11 protein-coding genes are annotated in these 16669 nt (G+C 66.0%); 3 read left to right on the top strand and 8 right to left on the bottom strand.

The window, feature by feature from the left end; all coding sequences use genetic code 11:
* Window positions 1-3 precede the first annotated feature (3 nt).
* Window positions 4-3321, bottom strand: coding sequence for an acetyl-CoA carboxylase family protein (locus AC1DKD_RS14520; protein ID WP_477143389.1), 3318 nt, complete (start codon window positions 3319-3321; stop codon window positions 4-6).
* Window positions 3322-3554: 233 nt separating this feature from the next.
* Window positions 3555-5102: an acyl-CoA carboxylase subunit beta gene (locus AC1DKD_RS14515; RefSeq protein ID WP_441631316.1), complete on the bottom strand. Its 1548-nt coding sequence runs from the start codon at window positions 5100-5102 to the stop codon at window positions 3555-3557.
* A gap of 178 nt (window positions 5103-5280) precedes the next feature.
* Here AC1DKD_RS14515 and AC1DKD_RS14510 point away from each other — a divergent pair, with 178 nt between their 5' ends.
* Window positions 5281-7026 carry a sigma-54 interaction domain-containing protein gene (locus AC1DKD_RS14510; protein WP_441631314.1) on the top strand — a complete coding sequence of 582 codons (1746 nt, stop codon included), beginning with the start codon at window positions 5281-5283 and terminating at the stop codon, window positions 7024-7026.
* Window positions 7027-7181: 155 nt separating this feature from the next.
* Complete coding sequence (locus AC1DKD_RS14505) at window positions 7182-8600, top strand: pyridoxal phosphate-dependent decarboxylase family protein (RefSeq protein WP_441631312.1); 1419 nt, start codon at window positions 7182-7184, stop codon at window positions 8598-8600.
* Window positions 8601-8774: 174 nt separating this feature from the next.
* Here AC1DKD_RS14505 and AC1DKD_RS14500 read toward each other — a convergent pair whose 3' ends face one another.
* The 4 genes from AC1DKD_RS14500 to AC1DKD_RS14485 form a co-directional block, all read right to left on the bottom strand.
* Window positions 8775-9050, bottom strand: coding sequence for a hypothetical protein (locus tag AC1DKD_RS14500; protein ID WP_441631310.1), 276 nt, complete (start codon window positions 9048-9050; stop codon window positions 8775-8777).
* A 35-nt stretch (window positions 9051-9085) separates the two neighbouring features.
* Entirely contained in the window at window positions 9086-10129 is a 1044-nt protein-coding gene (locus AC1DKD_RS14495) for an EamA family transporter (protein WP_441631308.1), read from the bottom strand.
* 349 nt (window positions 10130-10478) lie between these two features.
* Complete coding sequence (narL, locus tag AC1DKD_RS14490) at window positions 10479-11123, bottom strand: two-component system response regulator NarL (RefSeq protein ID WP_441631306.1); 645 nt, start codon at window positions 11121-11123, stop codon at window positions 10479-10481.
* A gap of 179 nt (window positions 11124-11302) precedes the next feature.
* Window positions 11303-12850, bottom strand: coding sequence for a histidine kinase (locus AC1DKD_RS14485; protein WP_477143388.1), 1548 nt, complete (start codon window positions 12848-12850; stop codon window positions 11303-11305).
* 199 nt (window positions 12851-13049) lie between these two features.
* On the opposite strand from AC1DKD_RS14485, the gene AC1DKD_RS14480 reads away from it, so the two are divergent.
* The gene (locus AC1DKD_RS14480; protein ID WP_441631302.1) at window positions 13050-15335 is read left to right on the top strand and encodes a PAS domain S-box protein; all 2286 of its coding nucleotides are present in this window, start codon (window positions 13050-13052) and stop codon (window positions 15333-15335) included.
* A gap of 31 nt (window positions 15336-15366) precedes the next feature.
* On the opposite strand, the gene AC1DKD_RS14475 is transcribed toward AC1DKD_RS14480, so the two are convergent.
* Together AC1DKD_RS14475 and AC1DKD_RS14470 are read right to left on the bottom strand one after the other, a co-directional pair.
* Complete coding sequence (locus AC1DKD_RS14475) at window positions 15367-16161, bottom strand: TorF family putative porin (protein ID WP_441631300.1); 795 nt, start codon at window positions 16159-16161, stop codon at window positions 15367-15369.
* A 57-nt stretch (window positions 16162-16218) separates the two neighbouring features.
* Window positions 16219-16669, bottom strand: a 451-nt coding sequence (locus AC1DKD_RS14470) for an electron transfer flavoprotein subunit alpha/FixB family protein (protein WP_477143387.1), incomplete at its 5' end; no start/stop codon positions are given.

Here is a 16669-nt window from a genome sequence, read left to right as displayed (position 1 = left end):
CGATCACCAGGCATCGATGAACGAGCGGCGCTCCCTGCGGCTTCGAACGCCGGCGGATGCGATACCCTGGACAATCCATTTCCGTGTCTGGGCAGGGTCAATCACGGCATCAATTTCCACGGCAGCGGCCGTGTTGATCGCGTGGCCACGCTCATAGGACTGTGCAACCAGCTTTTCGAACAGCGCTTTACGCTCGGCCCCGTCCGGAACGGCTTCGAGCTCCTTCTTGAAGCCCAGCCTGACGGCGCCTTCCAGACCCATCGGACCGAACTCGCCGGTCGGCCACGAGATGGTGAAGCTCGCTGACCGGAAGCCACCACCCGCCATTGCCATGGCGCCCAGGCCATAGCCTTTGCGCAGCGTAACGGCCAGCAATGCGACGCGCAGCTTGGCCGCCGTGAGGAACATGCGCGACACATGCCGCACCTGGGCGTGTGCCTCGACGTCCGGCCCGACCATGAACCCGGGGGTGTCGATCAGCGAAATGATCGGCAGCCCGTGCGCATCGCACAGCTGCATGAAGCGCGCCGCCTTGTCGGCGGCATCCGCATCGATGGCGCCCCCGAGGTGATATGGGTTGTTGGCCATGATGCCCACGGGTTGCCCTTCCACGCGGGCAAGCGCCGTGTGGATGCCCGCACCGAAGCCGCTGCGCAGCATCAGCACACTGCCGATGTCCGCGATCCCCTCGATGGCTTTCCGGGTGTCGTACACGCGTAACCGGTTCTCGGGTACGACGTGACGCAAGTCCAGGGAATCCGGTGCGCTCCAGTGCGCCACGCGCCCCTGGAACATGGACAGGTAGTGCTTCGCCACCTGCACGGCTTCCGCCTCGTTCTCAACCAGGACATCGACCACGCCATTGGCAAATTGCACCGAAGCCGGACCAACGTCCTCGGGGCTGAAGACCCCGAGGCCGCCACCCTCGATCATCGCCGGTCCTGCCATGCCGATGTTCGCGGACCGGTCAGCAATGATGACGTCGCAACAGCCCAGGAAGGCCGCATTACCGGCAAAGCAGCGCCCCGAAACGATGCCGACTACCGGGACATTCCCGTTGAGATCGGCAAACGCGGCAAACGACGGCTGATACAGGCCGGACACCGAAGGAAAGTCCACGTCGCCGGGCCGCCCGCCACCGCCTTCGGCGAACAGCAAGAGAGGGAGTTCATCACGCAGCGCAACCTCGACGATGCGATCGGTCTTGATATGGTTGCGCTTGCCTTGCGTACCCGCCAGCACCGTGGCGTCATAGGCCATCACCGCACTGCGCGCCCGGTCGTGACCGACAAGTCCTCCGTTGATGTTGCCGATGCCGGTGATCAGTCCATCCGCGGGGGTGTTGGCAATGAGGTCCTGCTGGCTGCGCCGGGAGGCCTGCGCCGCAAGCGCCAGCGCGCCATACTCCACGAAGGTATCCGGGTCGCACAGGTCCGCGACATTCTCACGGGCCGTGCGCTGTCCGCGCGAACGGCGCTTCGCTACCGCGTCGGGACGCGCGGCGTCATCCAGGTACGCATGCCGGTCCAGCACGCGCTGGRGGTCCGCACGGATCGCATGGGGGTCGACCTTCTGGGCGGCATCCACGGATACGCCATCGGCCTCGACCTGCTCGAGCACGATCAGGATCTGGCCTTCGGCTGCCAGCGCTCCCTTCTCCAGTCGCAGGTCGACCACGCGGCCGCCACATTCCGCCGCGATCGCGTGCTCCATCTTCATGGCGTCGAGCACCGCGACCGTCTGCCCCGGCTTGACGATATCGTCCACCTGCACCGAGATCTCCACCACCCGGCCTGTCAGCGGAGCGCGGATCGCCACCAACCCTTCGTCCACCTCCTCCTCAATATCGGGGGACCGTGGCGCATGCGCAGCCGGCGGGCGGCCCGCGCCCGCGAAGAGCGCCTCCTGCGCACGCTCGGCATCCGCAATGGCCTCCGCCGAGGCCATCAGCTCCGGCAGTATCGCTTCGAAGTGCCGTGTGTGTACGTGTTGCGTGAGGAAGTCGTCGCGCTGCGCGAGGGCCCGCAGCAGGTTGAGGTTGGTCGGCACCCCCACGATCCGGAACTCCGCAAGACTACGCTGCAGACGCCGCACCGCGACCTCGAACCCGGGCGCCGCGCTGCTCACGATCAGCTTTGCCAGCAAGGTGTCGAAGTTGGGCGACGGCGCATAGCCGGTGTAGCCGTGGGAGTCGACGCGAACGTCAGGACCCGAAGGCGGGTCGAAGCGCTCCAGGCGACCGTGAGCCGGGCGTGCCAGGCCCTGCGCGTCGGTCATTTCCGCGTTGACGCGAACCTGGATGGCGTATCCCCTGGGTTGCGGCGGCGAAGCGGGATCCAGGCCAAGATCACTTAAGGACCGCCCCGCTGCCAGCCCGATCTGCAGCGCGACAAGATCGACCCCGGTGACTTGCTCGGTGATGGTGTGCTCGACCTGCAAGCGGGGATTGGCCTCGATGAAGACAAAGTCCTTCTGCTCGCCGGTCCCGGTTTCCTCGACCAGGAACTCGAAGGTGCCCAGGCTCTGGTAGTTGACGCGGCGTGCCAGCCTTAGCGCGGCCTTGATGATCTGCTCGCGCAGCTGCGGCCTGAGTACCGGGCTGGGGGCGATCTCCACCAGTTTCTGGAAGCGGCGCTGCAAGGTGCAGTCTCGCTCGCCGAGGGCGATCACCTGGGCTCCGTCGCCGGCAATCTGCACTTCGATATGGCGCGCCCGGCTGACCAGCCGCTCGGCGTACAGCGCGTCAACGCCAAACGCGGAGCTCGCCTCCGACCGGCAGCGCGCGTAGGCTTCCGCCAGGTCCTCGCGCCGCCGGACCACGCGCATGCCACGGCCGCCTCCGCCGCCGACGGCCTTGATGACCACGCCGGCATCGCCTTGCGCATCAAAGAAGCTGGTGATTTCCTCGAGAGATGCGCCGCCTCGCGTTGCGGGCATGACGGGAACGTCGCTCTCCGCCGCCAGCCGCAGCGCCCTCCCCTTGTCACCGAAGAGCGCAAGGTGCTCGACCGTCGGGCCGACGAACCGGATCCCGGCGTCAATACACGCCTGGGCGAAATCAGCCCGCTCGCTCAGGAAACCATAGCCGGGGTGGACGGCGTCGCAACCGGATTCCTTCGCTGCGGCGATGATCCCCGCAATGTTGATGTAGGCCGACGGGCCCGCCCCATCGAGGGGACGCGCCTCGTCAGCCAGCATGCGGTGCCGCGCGCTAAGGTCGTCTTGCGAATAGACCGCGACTGTGCCGATATCCAGGTCGCGCGCAGCGCGCAGGACGCGCAACGCAATCTCTCCTCGATTGGCGATCAACAGTTTTTTCAATTCAGTCTCCTCATTCAAACTTCGATGTCAGTGCCGAGCCAGCAGGCCGGTCATACCGCCGGCAGGAAGCGGCAAGATGATGGTCATTGGCTTGCGCGGCCAATTGCCCCGTGCTCGCGCCGCGATTGCGGCCACGGCGGCGGGTGTTGGGTTGCGAGCGAGCATGCGCGGGCGTTGCCGGCGCCTGGTCAGTCGTCTCCATTGTTGTGATCGAGAATCCGGAGAAGCGGCGCTCAAGGCCGGATGCCAAATCGGCTGATGCCGGCTTCGCGCAGCGGTGCCGCCAGATCGGCGAACTCGCACAGCAGCGTGCGGGTATCGCGCGGATCGATGATGTCTTCGATGACGAACGCCTCGGCGCTGCGGAACGGCGAGGTCAGGCTGCGCACGCGCTGCTCGATCTCGGCGCGCTTCTGCACGGGATCGTCGGCGCCTTCGATCTCGGCCTTGTAGGCGACTTCGAGTCCGCCTTCGATCGCCAGCGAGCCCCAGTTGGCCGATGGCCAGGCATAGCGGAAGTTGAACCGCCCCATGTGCTGGTGGCCGGCTGCCGGCACGCCGTACGCGCGGCGCAGGATGACCGAGCACCACGGCACGGTCGCCTGGTAGACCGCGGCCAGCGCGCGCACGCCGTAACGCATGGTCCCTGCCTTCTCGGTCTCCAGGCCGACCTGGAAGCCGGCGATATCGACCAGGTTGACCACGGGCAGGTGGAAGGCCTGCGCCATGTCGACAAAGCGGGTGAATTTCTCCGCGGTGTCGCTGTCCCAGCCGCCGCCATAGAAGCACGGATCGCTGGCGACGACGGCCACCGGCCACCCGGCCAGCCGGGCCAGGCCCGTGACGATGGCGCAGCCCCAGTGCCTGCCGAGCTCGAAAAAGGAATCGGCATCCACCAGCGCCTGCACGATCGGGCGTATCTTGTAGACGGCACGGCTGTCCCGCGGAATGGCTGACAGCAGCCATTCGTCGCGGCGCGCCGGATCGTCGGCCGACTCGGTCCGCGGCGGCAGTTCGTAGACCGAGGGCGGCAGGTAGGACAGGAAACGGCGTGCGCACTCGAAGGCCTCTTGCTCGGTGGCGACCTCATCGTCCACCACGCCGTTGCGGGTATGGATGTGGCTGCCGCCCAGCTCGTTCTTGGTCAGCTTCTGGCCGACGCGTGCCAGCACAGGCGGGCCTGCGTTGAACAGTTGCGCGGTTTCCCTGACCATCACCGAATAGTGGCTGGCGGCCACACGCGCCGCGCCCATGCCCGCCACCGATCCCAGTGCCAGGGACACCACCGGCACCACGGACATGTTCTCCACCACGTGCTCCCAGACCTTCATGGTGGGGATCAGGGTGTGGCCCTTGATCTCGATATTGCGCACCGAGCCGCCACCGCCGGTGCCGTCCACCAGCCGGACCATCGGCAGGCGCAGGTCGTGCGCCATCTTCTCGGCGTGGATCAGCTTGTCCCCCACTGCGCCATCGTTGGCGCCGCCGCGCACGGTGAAGTCGTCCCCCACCAGCACCACCGGGCGCCCGCCGATGCGCGCCCGGCCCATGACCAGGTTCGACGGGACCAGATCCACCAGCCGCCCGTTACTGTCATAGCGGCCACTGCCGCTCAGCCCGCCGACCTCGCGGAACGACCCCGGGTCGGCGATCCCGGTGATGCGCTCGCGCACGGAAAGCTTGCCGGCCGCCTTGTGGCGCTCTACTTTGTCTTCGCCACCCATGCGGGCGGCGAGCCGCCGCCGGTAGTCCAGTTCGTCGATTTCAGGCTGCCAGGTCACAGCTTGTCTCCCGTTGATGCCGGCGGAATATGTATTGGCGTTAGTAACGCACTATCCATGCCAACCTGAAGACACTTGCATGGCCCTTGATTTCATTGAAGAATTTCCCGGGCATGGCTATCATGTCCGCCACAACGACAGAATGTGTCCGCACTGAGGACACCCATGGAGACGGCCTGTGTCCTCAACAACAACACCACGGTCAGCAGCCGAAACCGTCGCGCTTGGTGCCCTGGTGCGTTTGCGCGATGGCGGCCGGGTGGCGGCGGTCGGCGCCTGTGCCGACCCCGCCATTGCGGACGCGGCGGAATCCGCCTGCGACCGTGCAACGGACCTGGCCGACGGGCGCAGGCTTTTTCCCGTTGAGGCCGGCGCTCACCGCTACATCGGGCTGTGCCTGGAAGACAGTCGCCATCAACTGATCCTTCTGCAYCGCGCCGACACAAAGGCGGTGCTGCTTGACTTCCTTGGCACTGTCCCCTTTGCGGGTGCGATCCTCGACCACTTCCTGACTGGCCCATACCAAGCCATTACCGTGGTCGACCAGGATGGCCGGGTACGCTTTATCAGCCCCGTGCACGAGAGATTCCTGGGCCTGGACGCCGGCGCAGGCATTGGCCGCCCCGCGGCGAACGTCATCCCGAACTCACGGCTGCCGCAGGTGGTGGCGAGCGGGAAAGCCGAGATCGGGCAGTTGCAGCAGATGAACGGCATCGCCCGCGTGGTCAACCGCATCCCCATCCGCCAGGACGGCAAAGTGGTTGGGGCCATCGGCCAGATCATGTTCAAGGGGCCGGAAGCCATTGTGCGCATGCACAACGAGTTATCCGAGTTGCGCTCGCAGGTGGCGCGTTACCAGCGCGAGCTGGATGGCCTGCGGGAAGGCCCGTCGATCCCTGGCCTGATCGGTGAAAGCGCGCCGATGCAGCGCCTGCGCCGGGAGATCCAGACCGTGGCACGCCTTGATGTGCCGGTGCTGATCCTGGGCGAAAGCGGCACCGGCAAGGAACTGGTSGCCCGCGGCATTCACGTGACCGGGCGGGAGCCGGTCAACGAACGGCCGTTGGTCAGCCTCAACCTGGCGGCCCTGCCCGCCACGCTGATCGAGTCCGAACTGTTCGGCCATGCGCCCGGCGCCTTCACCGGAAGCCAGCGCCAGGGGCAGGCCGGCAAGCTCGAACTGGCGGCCGGTGGCACCGTTTTCCTCGACGAAGTGGCGGACATCCCGATGGAGATGCAGGTCAAGCTGCTGCGGGTGCTGGAGGACCACATGGTCGAACGCCTGGGCAGCCGCCGCGCGCAGCGGGTGGACTTCCGCCTGATCTCTGCCACCAATCGCGATATCCCCTCGCTCATCGACGCCGGGCGCTTCCGCCTTGACCTGTACTACCGGCTTAGCGGCGTGGTGCTGCGCATTCCGGCCCTGCGGCAGCGGCGCGAGGATATTCCCGCCCTGCTGCAGCATTTTGTTGGCGCTTTCTGCGAGCGCAACAACGTGCCCGTGCCCAGGATAGATCACGAGGTGGCGCGGCACCTTGCCGGCCAGCCCTGGCCTGGCAATGTGCGCCAGTTGCGCCAGCGCATCGAGGAGGCGCTGGTGTTCTGCGACGGCCGCACGCTGGGCGTCGCGGATTTTGCACGTGGGGAATCGGCGCGCGAGTCAGTGAGCATGGAAAGTCAGCTCGGCGTGCATCCGCTGGCGCAAGCGTATCCGCACGAGGATAGCGAAGCGGGCGGGCCGCCATCCCCCTCACCCACTGCCTGGTCATCCAGCGAGCCCACGGCGGGCATGAGCGAGCTCGCCTATGCCGCCGTGGTTGACGCCATCGCGCGCCACAACGGCAACAAGAAGCGCGCCGCCGAGCAATTGCGGATCTCCCGCTCCCACCTGTACAAGCTCCTGGAGCGTGGGCCGGGTGGCTAACCACTCCGGTTCGCGCACCCGCCCGGCGCACGCTGTTTGCGGTGCATGGCTGGCCTCGCATGACGCGGGTCAGTTGACAGTCCCGGATTCACGACGATTTCATGTAGCATCCTTTTACGAATTGGATCGGGATAACTTCGGGGGAGAAGGCTGGCATGTCGCACAGGCAAACCAAGGAACTCGACGTACTGAAGCGCGCCGCCGAGGCAGCCGAGCGATTCAGGGAAGCGGTCGCGACACAGCCTCCCGCCGCTTCGTACGCGGCATGCCGCCAGGCATGGGACAGCCCCACTCCCGAAGCCGGCACGCCTGCGGCGCAGACGATCGATGCCTTGCGCGCGCTGGCGGAGCCCGGGTTACAGCCCACCACAGGGCCGCGTTTTTTCGGCTGGGTGGTGGGTGCCTCGCATCCGGTCGGTGTGGCCGCCGACTGGCTCACCAGTGCCTGGGGCCAGAATTGCGCCAACCACCAAGGCTCGCCATCCGCCGCGGCGGCGGAAGACGTCGCTGCCAGGTGGCTGCTCGACATCCTGCGCTTGCCTGCCAGCGCTTCCGTCGGCTTTGTGACGGGCGCGACCATGGCGAACTTCACTTGTCTGGCCGCCGCGCGCACCCATGTCTTGCAAAAGGCCGGCTGGGATGTGGAGGCGCAGGGACTGTGCGGCGCCCCTGAAATCCACGTGCTGATCGGCGACGAAGCACATACCACCGTCTTTGCCGCGCTGCGGCTGCTAGGGTTCGGGCGGGATCGCATCAAGCGCGTGCCGAGCGGCCGCGACGGCGCCATGCTGGCGGAGCCCTTCCGTGCCGCGCTGGCAGCCTGCGAGGGCCCCGCCATCGTGATCGCGCAGGCCGGCCAGATCAATACCGGTGCGTTCGACCCGGTGCAGGAAATGCTGGCGGATATCCGCGCACGCGGTGCGTGGCTGCATGTGGATGGCGCCTTCGGCCTGTGGGCCAGGGCTTGCCCCGAGACGGCGGCGCTCGCCGCCGGTCTCGAAGCCGCGGACTCCTGGGCGACCGACGGGCACAAATGGCTGCAGACCCCGTATGACAGCGGCTATGCCATCGTCGCGCACCCGGACGCCCATCGGCGTGCGCTGACGGCCGCCGCCAGCTACCTGCCCCACGCGGCCGGCGATGAGCGCGACCCGTCGCAATACGTGCCGGAACTCTCCCGCCGCGCGCGCGGCTTCGCCACCTGGGCCATGCTCCGCCACCTTGGCCGCGCGGGCATCGCCGACATGGTGGCGCGCCATTGCAGGCTGGCGCGCCGCATGGCTGAGCGGCTGGAGGAGGAAGCGGGCATCACCGTGCTGAACCGGGTATCGCTCAACCAGGTTATCGTCAGCTTCGGTGCGGGACAGGACGATGCCACCGCCGATCGCCTGACCCGGCATGTGGTGGCTCGCGTGCAATCGGCAGGCGACTGCTATGTCGGCGGCGCCTGCTGGAAGGGCCGCGAAGTCATGCGCCTGTCGGTCATCTCCTGGCCTACCGGGGACGACGACATCGATCGCGCGGCGGACAGCATCGTCGAGGCCTGGCGGTATGTTGCCAGGCTCGATCCCTGACGATTCAGCGGTTCAGGGCACTAGATCTTGGTAACAAAGGTCCGCGCGTGATACAGCGCGGTCAGGCTGAGCGCCGTTATCACAACGATCGCGATCACGTCCGCGCCCGGATAGCCCCAAAAATCCGACATGGCAGTCTCCCAGTTGAGTTGTCGATGGTCCGCGGTGCGGGCCTTAAAGCAATCCGGTATCCAGCATCCGCTGGCGGCCGAAGTCGCTCAGCCGGAAGCGGAATCGCATCTTGTCGGCGTAAGCATCGAATTTCTCCTCGACGCTGGTCACCAGCCCGCCCGAGTACAGGTCCGTCAGGATAACGCGCACGGAGCCAATCCAGTATGGCCCTTGCTTGCCGTACTCCTCGCAGACCGACGCCGCGATATCGCTGTCCCACATGCCGTCGGTACCGGCGATCTGCTGCAGGATGAAGCCCTTGATATGCACTTTCGCCACTTGTCATCTCCGGTTCGGGGAAAATACCGCCTCGCTTACAGCGAGCGGACCACTTCGAGGACATCGCTCTTCTCCGTGTACATCAGGAAGGCGCCCGACACCACCATCGCGAGTCCCAGCAGGAAATTCCACGCCGGAAACTGCAGGGTGAAGGCAGCCAGGAATACCACCGCGAACGCGCCGTACAGCGCGGCAATGGCCTGCCCCCGGCCCACGCCGATGAGCGGGAAAGACTTGTACCAGGACACATAGCAGAAGCCGAAGGTGATGCCCGCCAGCAGCAGCCATGTGATGGCCTTGAGATTCCAGGTCTGGATGATCAGGTGGATGACATCGACATCGCCGAACAGCGCCAGCGCCGGCAGAACCAGGCACAGCCAGTAGATGGATTCCGCGGTGAAACGCACGGTGATGCCGCAATCCGGATCGGTGACATCGAGCGCGCGGCCCGCCAGCGCGCCCTCCACGCCCCAGCCGATCGCCGCCATCGCGCCGCCGAGGTAGCCCAACCATGACGTGTGCCGGGTTGACGCGCCGGAGAGTTCGCCCAGGATGCCCGGCGCATAGATAGCGATACCGCCGCCGACGATCACCAGGATGCCGAGCGCGGCACGCATCGTGATTTTCTCGTTGTACCAGATGCGTGCGATGCTGGCGCCGATGATCGGGTAAAGCAGTCCGGCGATGGCGGCGAACACCGCGCCCACATAGCCCATGGCAAGGAAGGAGCCGAAGATCGCCATCGGCCCGCCGAATATCGCGGCGGCGAAGTACCACTTGGAGATGCGCCGCACGCGCACCAGCGTGCGGCCGAAGTCCTGGAATTTGCCCAGCACGATCAGCCACAGGAACAGGAAGAGCAATACCGAGAAGGCGTTGAACGTGGTAATGACCGCCGCCGCGGTCAGGAACTGGCGGGGGTTCGCCATATCCATGGTGGCGAACGGCGCCTCCTTCCAGACCGCAGCGCCAGGTACATACCACGCGCCCCACAAGACCGCGCACCATAGCGCCCAGATAAAGCCCCAACGGATACTGCGGGCACGGAATGCCACCTTCGCTTGGCCGACGGTTGTCATGGATCCTCCTGTGGTAAGCGCGTCGGGATGCGCGCCTGTCTCCTGCTTTTTGTCTTCTTTGTCTTCAAGTCATCGGGAAGACATAGGCAGGATTATTGGAAGGCGGAGGCAGGACAGACAATAATCCAAAGGGGAGATACCTACAAAGAGGCATGAGGGCGGGGAGTTCCGGGGTGGAAATCTCGCCGAGGTGGGGTGGCATCTGGCGCCCTTGCGACCTTTGACCTTCTTGCCCACGTCGTATCCCTGGCCTGCCCCCCGGGGCGAGATACGGYGGTGCAACGCTGCCGCCAGCTGGGCCAACTACGTACAGCCGCGTCAGCCGCTAAAGCACGAAGACCCCGCCCACTCAATGCCGCTTCTGATGCTCATGACGCCAAACCACGGCCTCCAGCCGCGAATGCAAATTGAGCTTGGAAAGCACATGTTTAACATGCACCTTGACCGTCCCCACGCTAATCCCCAATTGCCGGGCAATCGTCTTGTTACACAATCCCTCGGCCAGAAAATCCAGCACCTCCGATTCCCGGGAAGTCAGGTCAGCCTGCGCGGCAGGAACCCGTTGATTCGTCGCCACCACCTGCATCAAACTACCAGTAACCGACTCACTCAACACCGAGGCTCCATTAGCAGCCCTGCGCAGGCAATCACACAAGTCCTCCGGCTCCATATCCTTGAGCAAATAGCCATGCGCTCCGGCCCGCAGCGCCGACACGACATCGCGATCGTTATCCGATACCGTCAGCATGATAAATCGCGCATCCACCTGCTTCTCCCGCAACGCGCCGATCGTCTCGATGCCGCTCATGCCCGGCATATTGAGGTCAATCAGAATCACATTGGGTTGCATGCGCACGGCCATCTCAACGCCCTCCGCGCCGGAGGCGGCCTCGCCGACCACGCGAAAATCCTTATCCATGCCGATGAGTTGCGCCAGGCCTTTGCGGAACAGGGCGTGATCGTCGATGAGCAGCACCGTATTGCTCGTCTCCATGGCCAGTTGTCTCCGTTTCATTTTTTTTCTGCGCGGCCACGGCGGTCTGTACTTCGTCCCGCCTCGGGCCGTATCGTCGCCTGTATCGGCGGCTGCTATTTGCAGGGGTAGCGGAAATGTTACACGGCATCCAGCAACGATGGCGCGTCGTTCAGGGTTTCCCCCATTGCACGCCGTTCCTACCAGTCGGGCTGCCCCACCGGGCGAAAGCGCACCGCAACGCAACATCCGCCGCCCGGCCGGGGTGTGATGGCCAGGGCACCGTCAAGGCTCAAGGCCCGCTCCCGCATGATGGCGGTGCCATACTGGTTGCGCGCATCCGCCGCAGGCTCGAAGCCAAGYCCGTCATCCTCGATGGTGATCGCCATCGCGCCATTCTCCGCGGGCAGCAACCGGACAGTAGCCTGCGAGGCCCCCGCGTGGCGCACGACATTGGAGAGGGCTTCGCGCACGATCTGCACGATATGGAATTCTTCGTTGGCGGTCAGCCGGCAGTGCTTTAGCCGGTTGTCCAGCGTCATGGCCACGCTGCTGCGGGCGCCGTACTCTTCCAGGGCCTCTTCCAGCGCGGCGGAAAGGCCTTGCGAATTGATCTGCGTGCGGAATGTCGTGATCAGTTCACGCAGCTTGCGGTAGGCGCCATTCAATCCGTCGCGCAGCTCTTCCGCCGTCGATACCAGTTCTTCGCGCCCGTCGCCCCGCTCCGACAGGGTCTGCAGCCGGCTGACCTGGATCTTCATATACGACRGCGATTGCGCCAGCGAGTCGTGCAACTCGCGTGCCATCGCCGCGCGCTCCTCGATCAGCGCCACCCGCCTCCCCTCCTGCATGCGCCGGAAACCGCCGATGGCCAGCGCCAGATGCCTGCCGACCGCTTCGCCGATCTGGCTGCCTTGCGACTGGCATTCCCGCACCGTCCCGAACACGAGGAACAGGTGGCCGTAGCGCACCTTGCCGTCGCTGATTGGCACCGCCATCCCTGCCTCGCCATCCTGCGCCGGTGCGCCATGCTCGGACATATCGAACAGCATATGCGGGCCGGCCACCACCAGCGTGCGCACGCGCTCCACCTGTGCCCAGCCGAGTTCGCCCACGTGCACCACGGCCGGCAGTTGCAGCGCTTCGCTGGTCTCGTCATCGAGGCAGATGCCGCATGCCCGCGCCGCCAGGCTATCGGCCACCGCGCCGCAGACATTGCGCAAGGCTTGCGGGCCAAGCGATTCGCCCGACAGCGCTGTCATGACCTGGTCGAGCAGGGTCAGCCAGCGGTCCTGCGGGTGGGCATCGGCCGCATTCGCCGCACCCATGCCGGCCCGCGCCTCGCCCGCATAGCGCCGCAGCCGCAGGCCAACCAGCAAGCCGCCGGCGGCAACGATCAGCAAGGCAATGCGCACCGCGATATCGACCCGCAGGTGGCGCTGCAGCGCCTCCGATACATCGACGGCAGCCTGCTCGAGCAGCGGCATGGCGCCCGTCACCGTCCCTGACGCGCCCGGCTGTTCCACCTCGGCGAGCGCGGAGCCGAACGGCGGGTCGGCCAGCAATGCCCGCGCTTCCACCAGCCATTGCCGTGCTTCGCCATTGGCTTCGTTGCCGCGCGCGAAACCGCTGCCGCGCTGCCGCAATTCGGCCGCCTTGGTCATGAACCGCACCGCCTCGCTGGACCACGCAGCCGTCAGCACGGGCTGCACCATCAGTGCCAGCGCGGCCAGCGCGGCGACCGTCATCACCACCATCCAGGGACGCGCGCGATGGTGTTGCTGAGCGAAAAAAAGCAAGTATGATGGCGAGGCGCGTCTGGCAGGCACGGGATTGCTATTCATCGGATCACCTTGGGTCGCAACGCGCATTCAGTCCCGGACCGATCGCATGCAAGTCAACAAGCGAACGCCGGGAAATAATAATAGGGAGACGAGAGGGATTAGCGTGAGGGGGAGCATCATGCTGGCCGTGTGGCTGTATCTGAGCGGCGCGGCCGCCGCCTGCGGCTATGCCATTGGCGCCACCATGGGCTGGCTGCCCAGCAGTACACCGCTTGCCGTGGGCTGTCTCGGCGCAGCGCTGGTGCTGGTATCGGTGGCAACCGCCACCAACCGGCGCCTGCCCGCCAGACTGGCCGACCCCGGCACGCATCGCCCGAGTGTCGGGCCGATTCCGCTGCATCACGACTATCGTGCCCTGGTCGACGGGATCGAGGACATCGTGTTCGAGACCGATGCCGATGCCACATTCCATTTCCTGAATCATGCGTGGAAGTCCGTCACCATGCTGGATGTGCACCTTTGCCTGCACACTCCCGTGTTTCGTTATGTCCATCCCGATGAGCAAGCGCTCAACCGCGAACAGTTTCTCACAATCCTCTCCCAGAACAGCGATGCGTGCCGCTACGAGACGCGCCTGATCTGCCACGACGGGCGGCCGCGCTGGATGGAGGTGCGGCTGCGGCCCCGCTTCGACGGCCACGGCCGGGTAACCGGCACCACCGGCATGATGACCGACATCCAGTCCCGCAAGCGCGCGGAGGATGTGCTGCGCGCGCGCGACCGCAGTCTGTCGACCCTGCTGGACCACCTGCCCGGAATGGCGTTCCGCTGCCGCAACGACCGGCGCTGGACCATGGAGTTCGTCAGCGATGGCTGCTTCGAACTGACCGGCATGGAGGCGGTGGACCTGCTCAACCACCCGTCCTACGACGAGCTGATCCATCCCGACGACCGCGCTTATGTGTGGGACTACGTGCAGAGCCAGCTGGCGCAGCACAGGGCATTCCACCTGCGCTACCGCATCCGCACCCACGCGGGGCAGGAGAAATGGGTCAGCGAGCGCAGCCGCGGCATCTTCGCCGGCAACGGCACGCTGCTGGCCATCGAAGGATTCATCTCCGACATCAGCAGCCAGAAACGCGACGAGGAGCGCGCCGAGCGCGAGCCGCTGCACGACCGGCTGACCGGCCTCAAGAGCCGCGCCCTGCTGCTCGACCGCATCGATCTCGCCCTGCGGTACGGCGCGCCCTTCATGCTGCTCTGCCTGGATGTGGACAACCTGAAACGGATCAACGAACGGCATGGCCGCGCCTTTGGCGACCAGTTGCTGGCCCGCCTGGGCGAGCGCCTGGCCACCTGTTGCGGCCCGGGCATCTCGGCGGGACGCAGTGGCGGCGACGAGTTTGCGATTCTCGTCTTGCAGGCGCCGGCCAGCGAGGGAAGCCCGGCTCTCGACCCTGCCCGCTTTGCGGGACGCACGCAGAACGAGCGCCGGCTCGCCGCGGTGATCTCCGCATTGACGCTGGTGGACACGATCGCCGCCATGCTGGACACGCCGTTCGAGATCGACGGCATCTCCGCCTCCATCAATGCCAGGCTCGGCATCGCGATCCGGATCGCCAACCAGCCCGATGCCCGTTCCCTGCTGCGCGACGCCTTGCGCGCCGTGTATTCGGCGCAATGGCAAAGCGCCAATGGCACGGTGCGCTACGCCTTCGCGGGGGAAACGGCCCGGCGCACGGCACAGGCCTGGCGCCGCTCCCTCGGCGAATTCGCGCGCGCGTTCAGCTCGCATGGGCTTCAGGTGAGCCTGGCGCAGGTCATACCGCTTGGCGACGGCCCGCGCTGGGCGGAGGGATCGGCATGCTGGCACAGCACGCGCTCCGGCGCCATCCCGGCCGCGCATCTGTTCCTGTATGCGGCCCAGGCCGGCACACTGGACCAGTTGGCAGAACGCTACCTGCTCGCCATCTTCGACCAGGCCTACCCGTTGCTCGAACCACAGCAACGGCTTTGCCTGTGCCTTGACGCGGTGCCGCTCGACGCCATGGTGCTGCGGGGCCTGCAGGGCGCATTGCGGGCCATCGGCGACAAAGCGACCCTCGCCCGTATCGACGTGCTCCTCCCGCAATTCGCGGATCGCGGCCTTGCCGAACTCGATGTCACCCTTGCCGGCTTGCGCCGCGATGGTGTCCGCGTGGGCGTCGACCTGACCCCGGCCACCGCGCACGATGGCCCGTCCTTGCCCGACTGGACGCTGCTTGCGGATTTCTGGCGCATCCGGATGGATGCCGGCGCCGCGGATACGAGCCGCCTGGCGCGCCTGCTGCGGATCGCCGCCAGGCACGGCATCCCGGTAGCGGCGGCGGGAGAACCCGATGGCGCCGGCGGCCAGGGCCGCTTCCAGCATCGGGTCGGGCTCGCGGAGCCCATCGGGGTGGAAGCTTAGGCGGCCACCGGCGCCAGTGCCAGGCATGGCATCAGAAGGTTTTCTTCAGGCCCAGGATCCAGTGCGCGGTGCCAATCTTCTTGCCGTCCACCACCCACAGCGCGCGGTCGGCATTGGTCCCCGTATAGGCAAACGAGACGATCCAGCCCTCGCCAAAGGTCTTGCTAAGCGCGGCGCGCCAGTCCGTATAGTTGAAATCGCCGTAGTTGCGCACCCATTGGCGGCCCACGTGCAGCCCCAGCGTGACGTCCCACGGCAGCGGCACGTCCGCGTTCAGCTCCAGGTAGCCGCTGCCATGCGAATTGCCTTTGCCCGTGCCCATCGACGCGCTGTCGTAGCCGAAGAAATTGGTCAGCGTGCGCGAGTACTTCAGCGTCAGGATTTTCCAGCCGACGGCGCCATACAGTTCCAGCGTGTTGTATTTTTCGTCCGAGTCCGGCAGCTTGGGGTTTTCCGGATAGTAGAACTGCAGCAGGCCGACATCGAAGCGCCAGTCGCCGAACGACCTGGCATAGCCTCCGTACAGATCCAGCTCCAGGCTGGCGCCGTTGATCGCCTTGCTGCTGACATTGGTGCCCCAGATGCCGGCATACAGGCCGCTCTCATGGGCATAGTCGAAGCCGCCCTGGAGCGCCGGACGGTCCTGCGTATACGTGATGCCGCGGAATACATAGTTGCTCATGAGCGCGACGTTCGCGCTCACGGTATGGGGACTGGCGGGCGGTTTCGGTTCTTCCTGCGCGAACGCGCAAGACACCGCGCCCGCCCCGCCCGCCAGAAAACAGCCCGAAGCTACCACCCTGGCCCAGGATTGCGACAATTTCATGGTTCACCTTCGACAAGGAAAAGGCGGCAATCGCGCGAGGGCGGTGCCGGAACGCGATCAGAAGTGGTTTTGCAGTTCCTTGCCGATATCGAAGATATCGCCCACGATGCCGTACTTGGCGATAGTGAAGATGGAGGCCTCCGGATCGGTATTGACCGCCACGATGGTGTCCACGTGCTTCATGCCGGCCATATGCTGGACCGAGCCCGAGATGCCCATCGCCACGTAGAGCTTGCAGTTGGCCGCGGTCTTGCCGGACTGGCCGACCTGGCGAGATTTCGGCAGCCAGCCCGAATCCGCGATGGGCCGGGAGCAGCCGAGCGTGGCGCCCACCGAGTCGGAGAGTTCCTTGAACTGCTCGACGTTGTCTTCCTCGCCCACGCCACGGCCGATGGAGAGGATGAAGTCRGCACCCGGGATATCCACGTCGTCGCCGCCCGCCGGCTCCTCAAACGCCAGATGCTGGCTGCGCGGCGTCACCTGCGGCGCGGGCAGGCTCGTTATGGCC

The organism is Cupriavidus sp. 05T313 (assembly GCF_056396665.1).
The sequence above is the reverse complement of the archived record's forward strand: the minus strand, read 5'-3'. Positions and strand labels throughout refer to the sequence as shown.

Coding starts and splice junctions, on each gene's coding strand:
- AC1DKD_RS14505 (WP_441631312.1), top strand. CDS start 7,182: ATGTCGCACAGGCAAACCAAGGAACTCGACGTACTGAAGCGCGCCGCC.
- AC1DKD_RS14475 (WP_441631300.1), bottom strand. CDS start 16,161: ATGAAATTGTCGCAATCCTGGGCCAGGGTGGTAGCTTCGGGCTGTTTT.
- narL (WP_441631306.1), bottom strand. CDS start 11,123: ATGGAGACGAGCAATACGGTGCTGCTCATCGACGATCACGCCCTGTTC.
- AC1DKD_RS14495 (WP_441631308.1), bottom strand. CDS start 10,129: ATGACAACCGTCGGCCAAGCGAAGGTGGCATTCCGTGCCCGCAGTATC.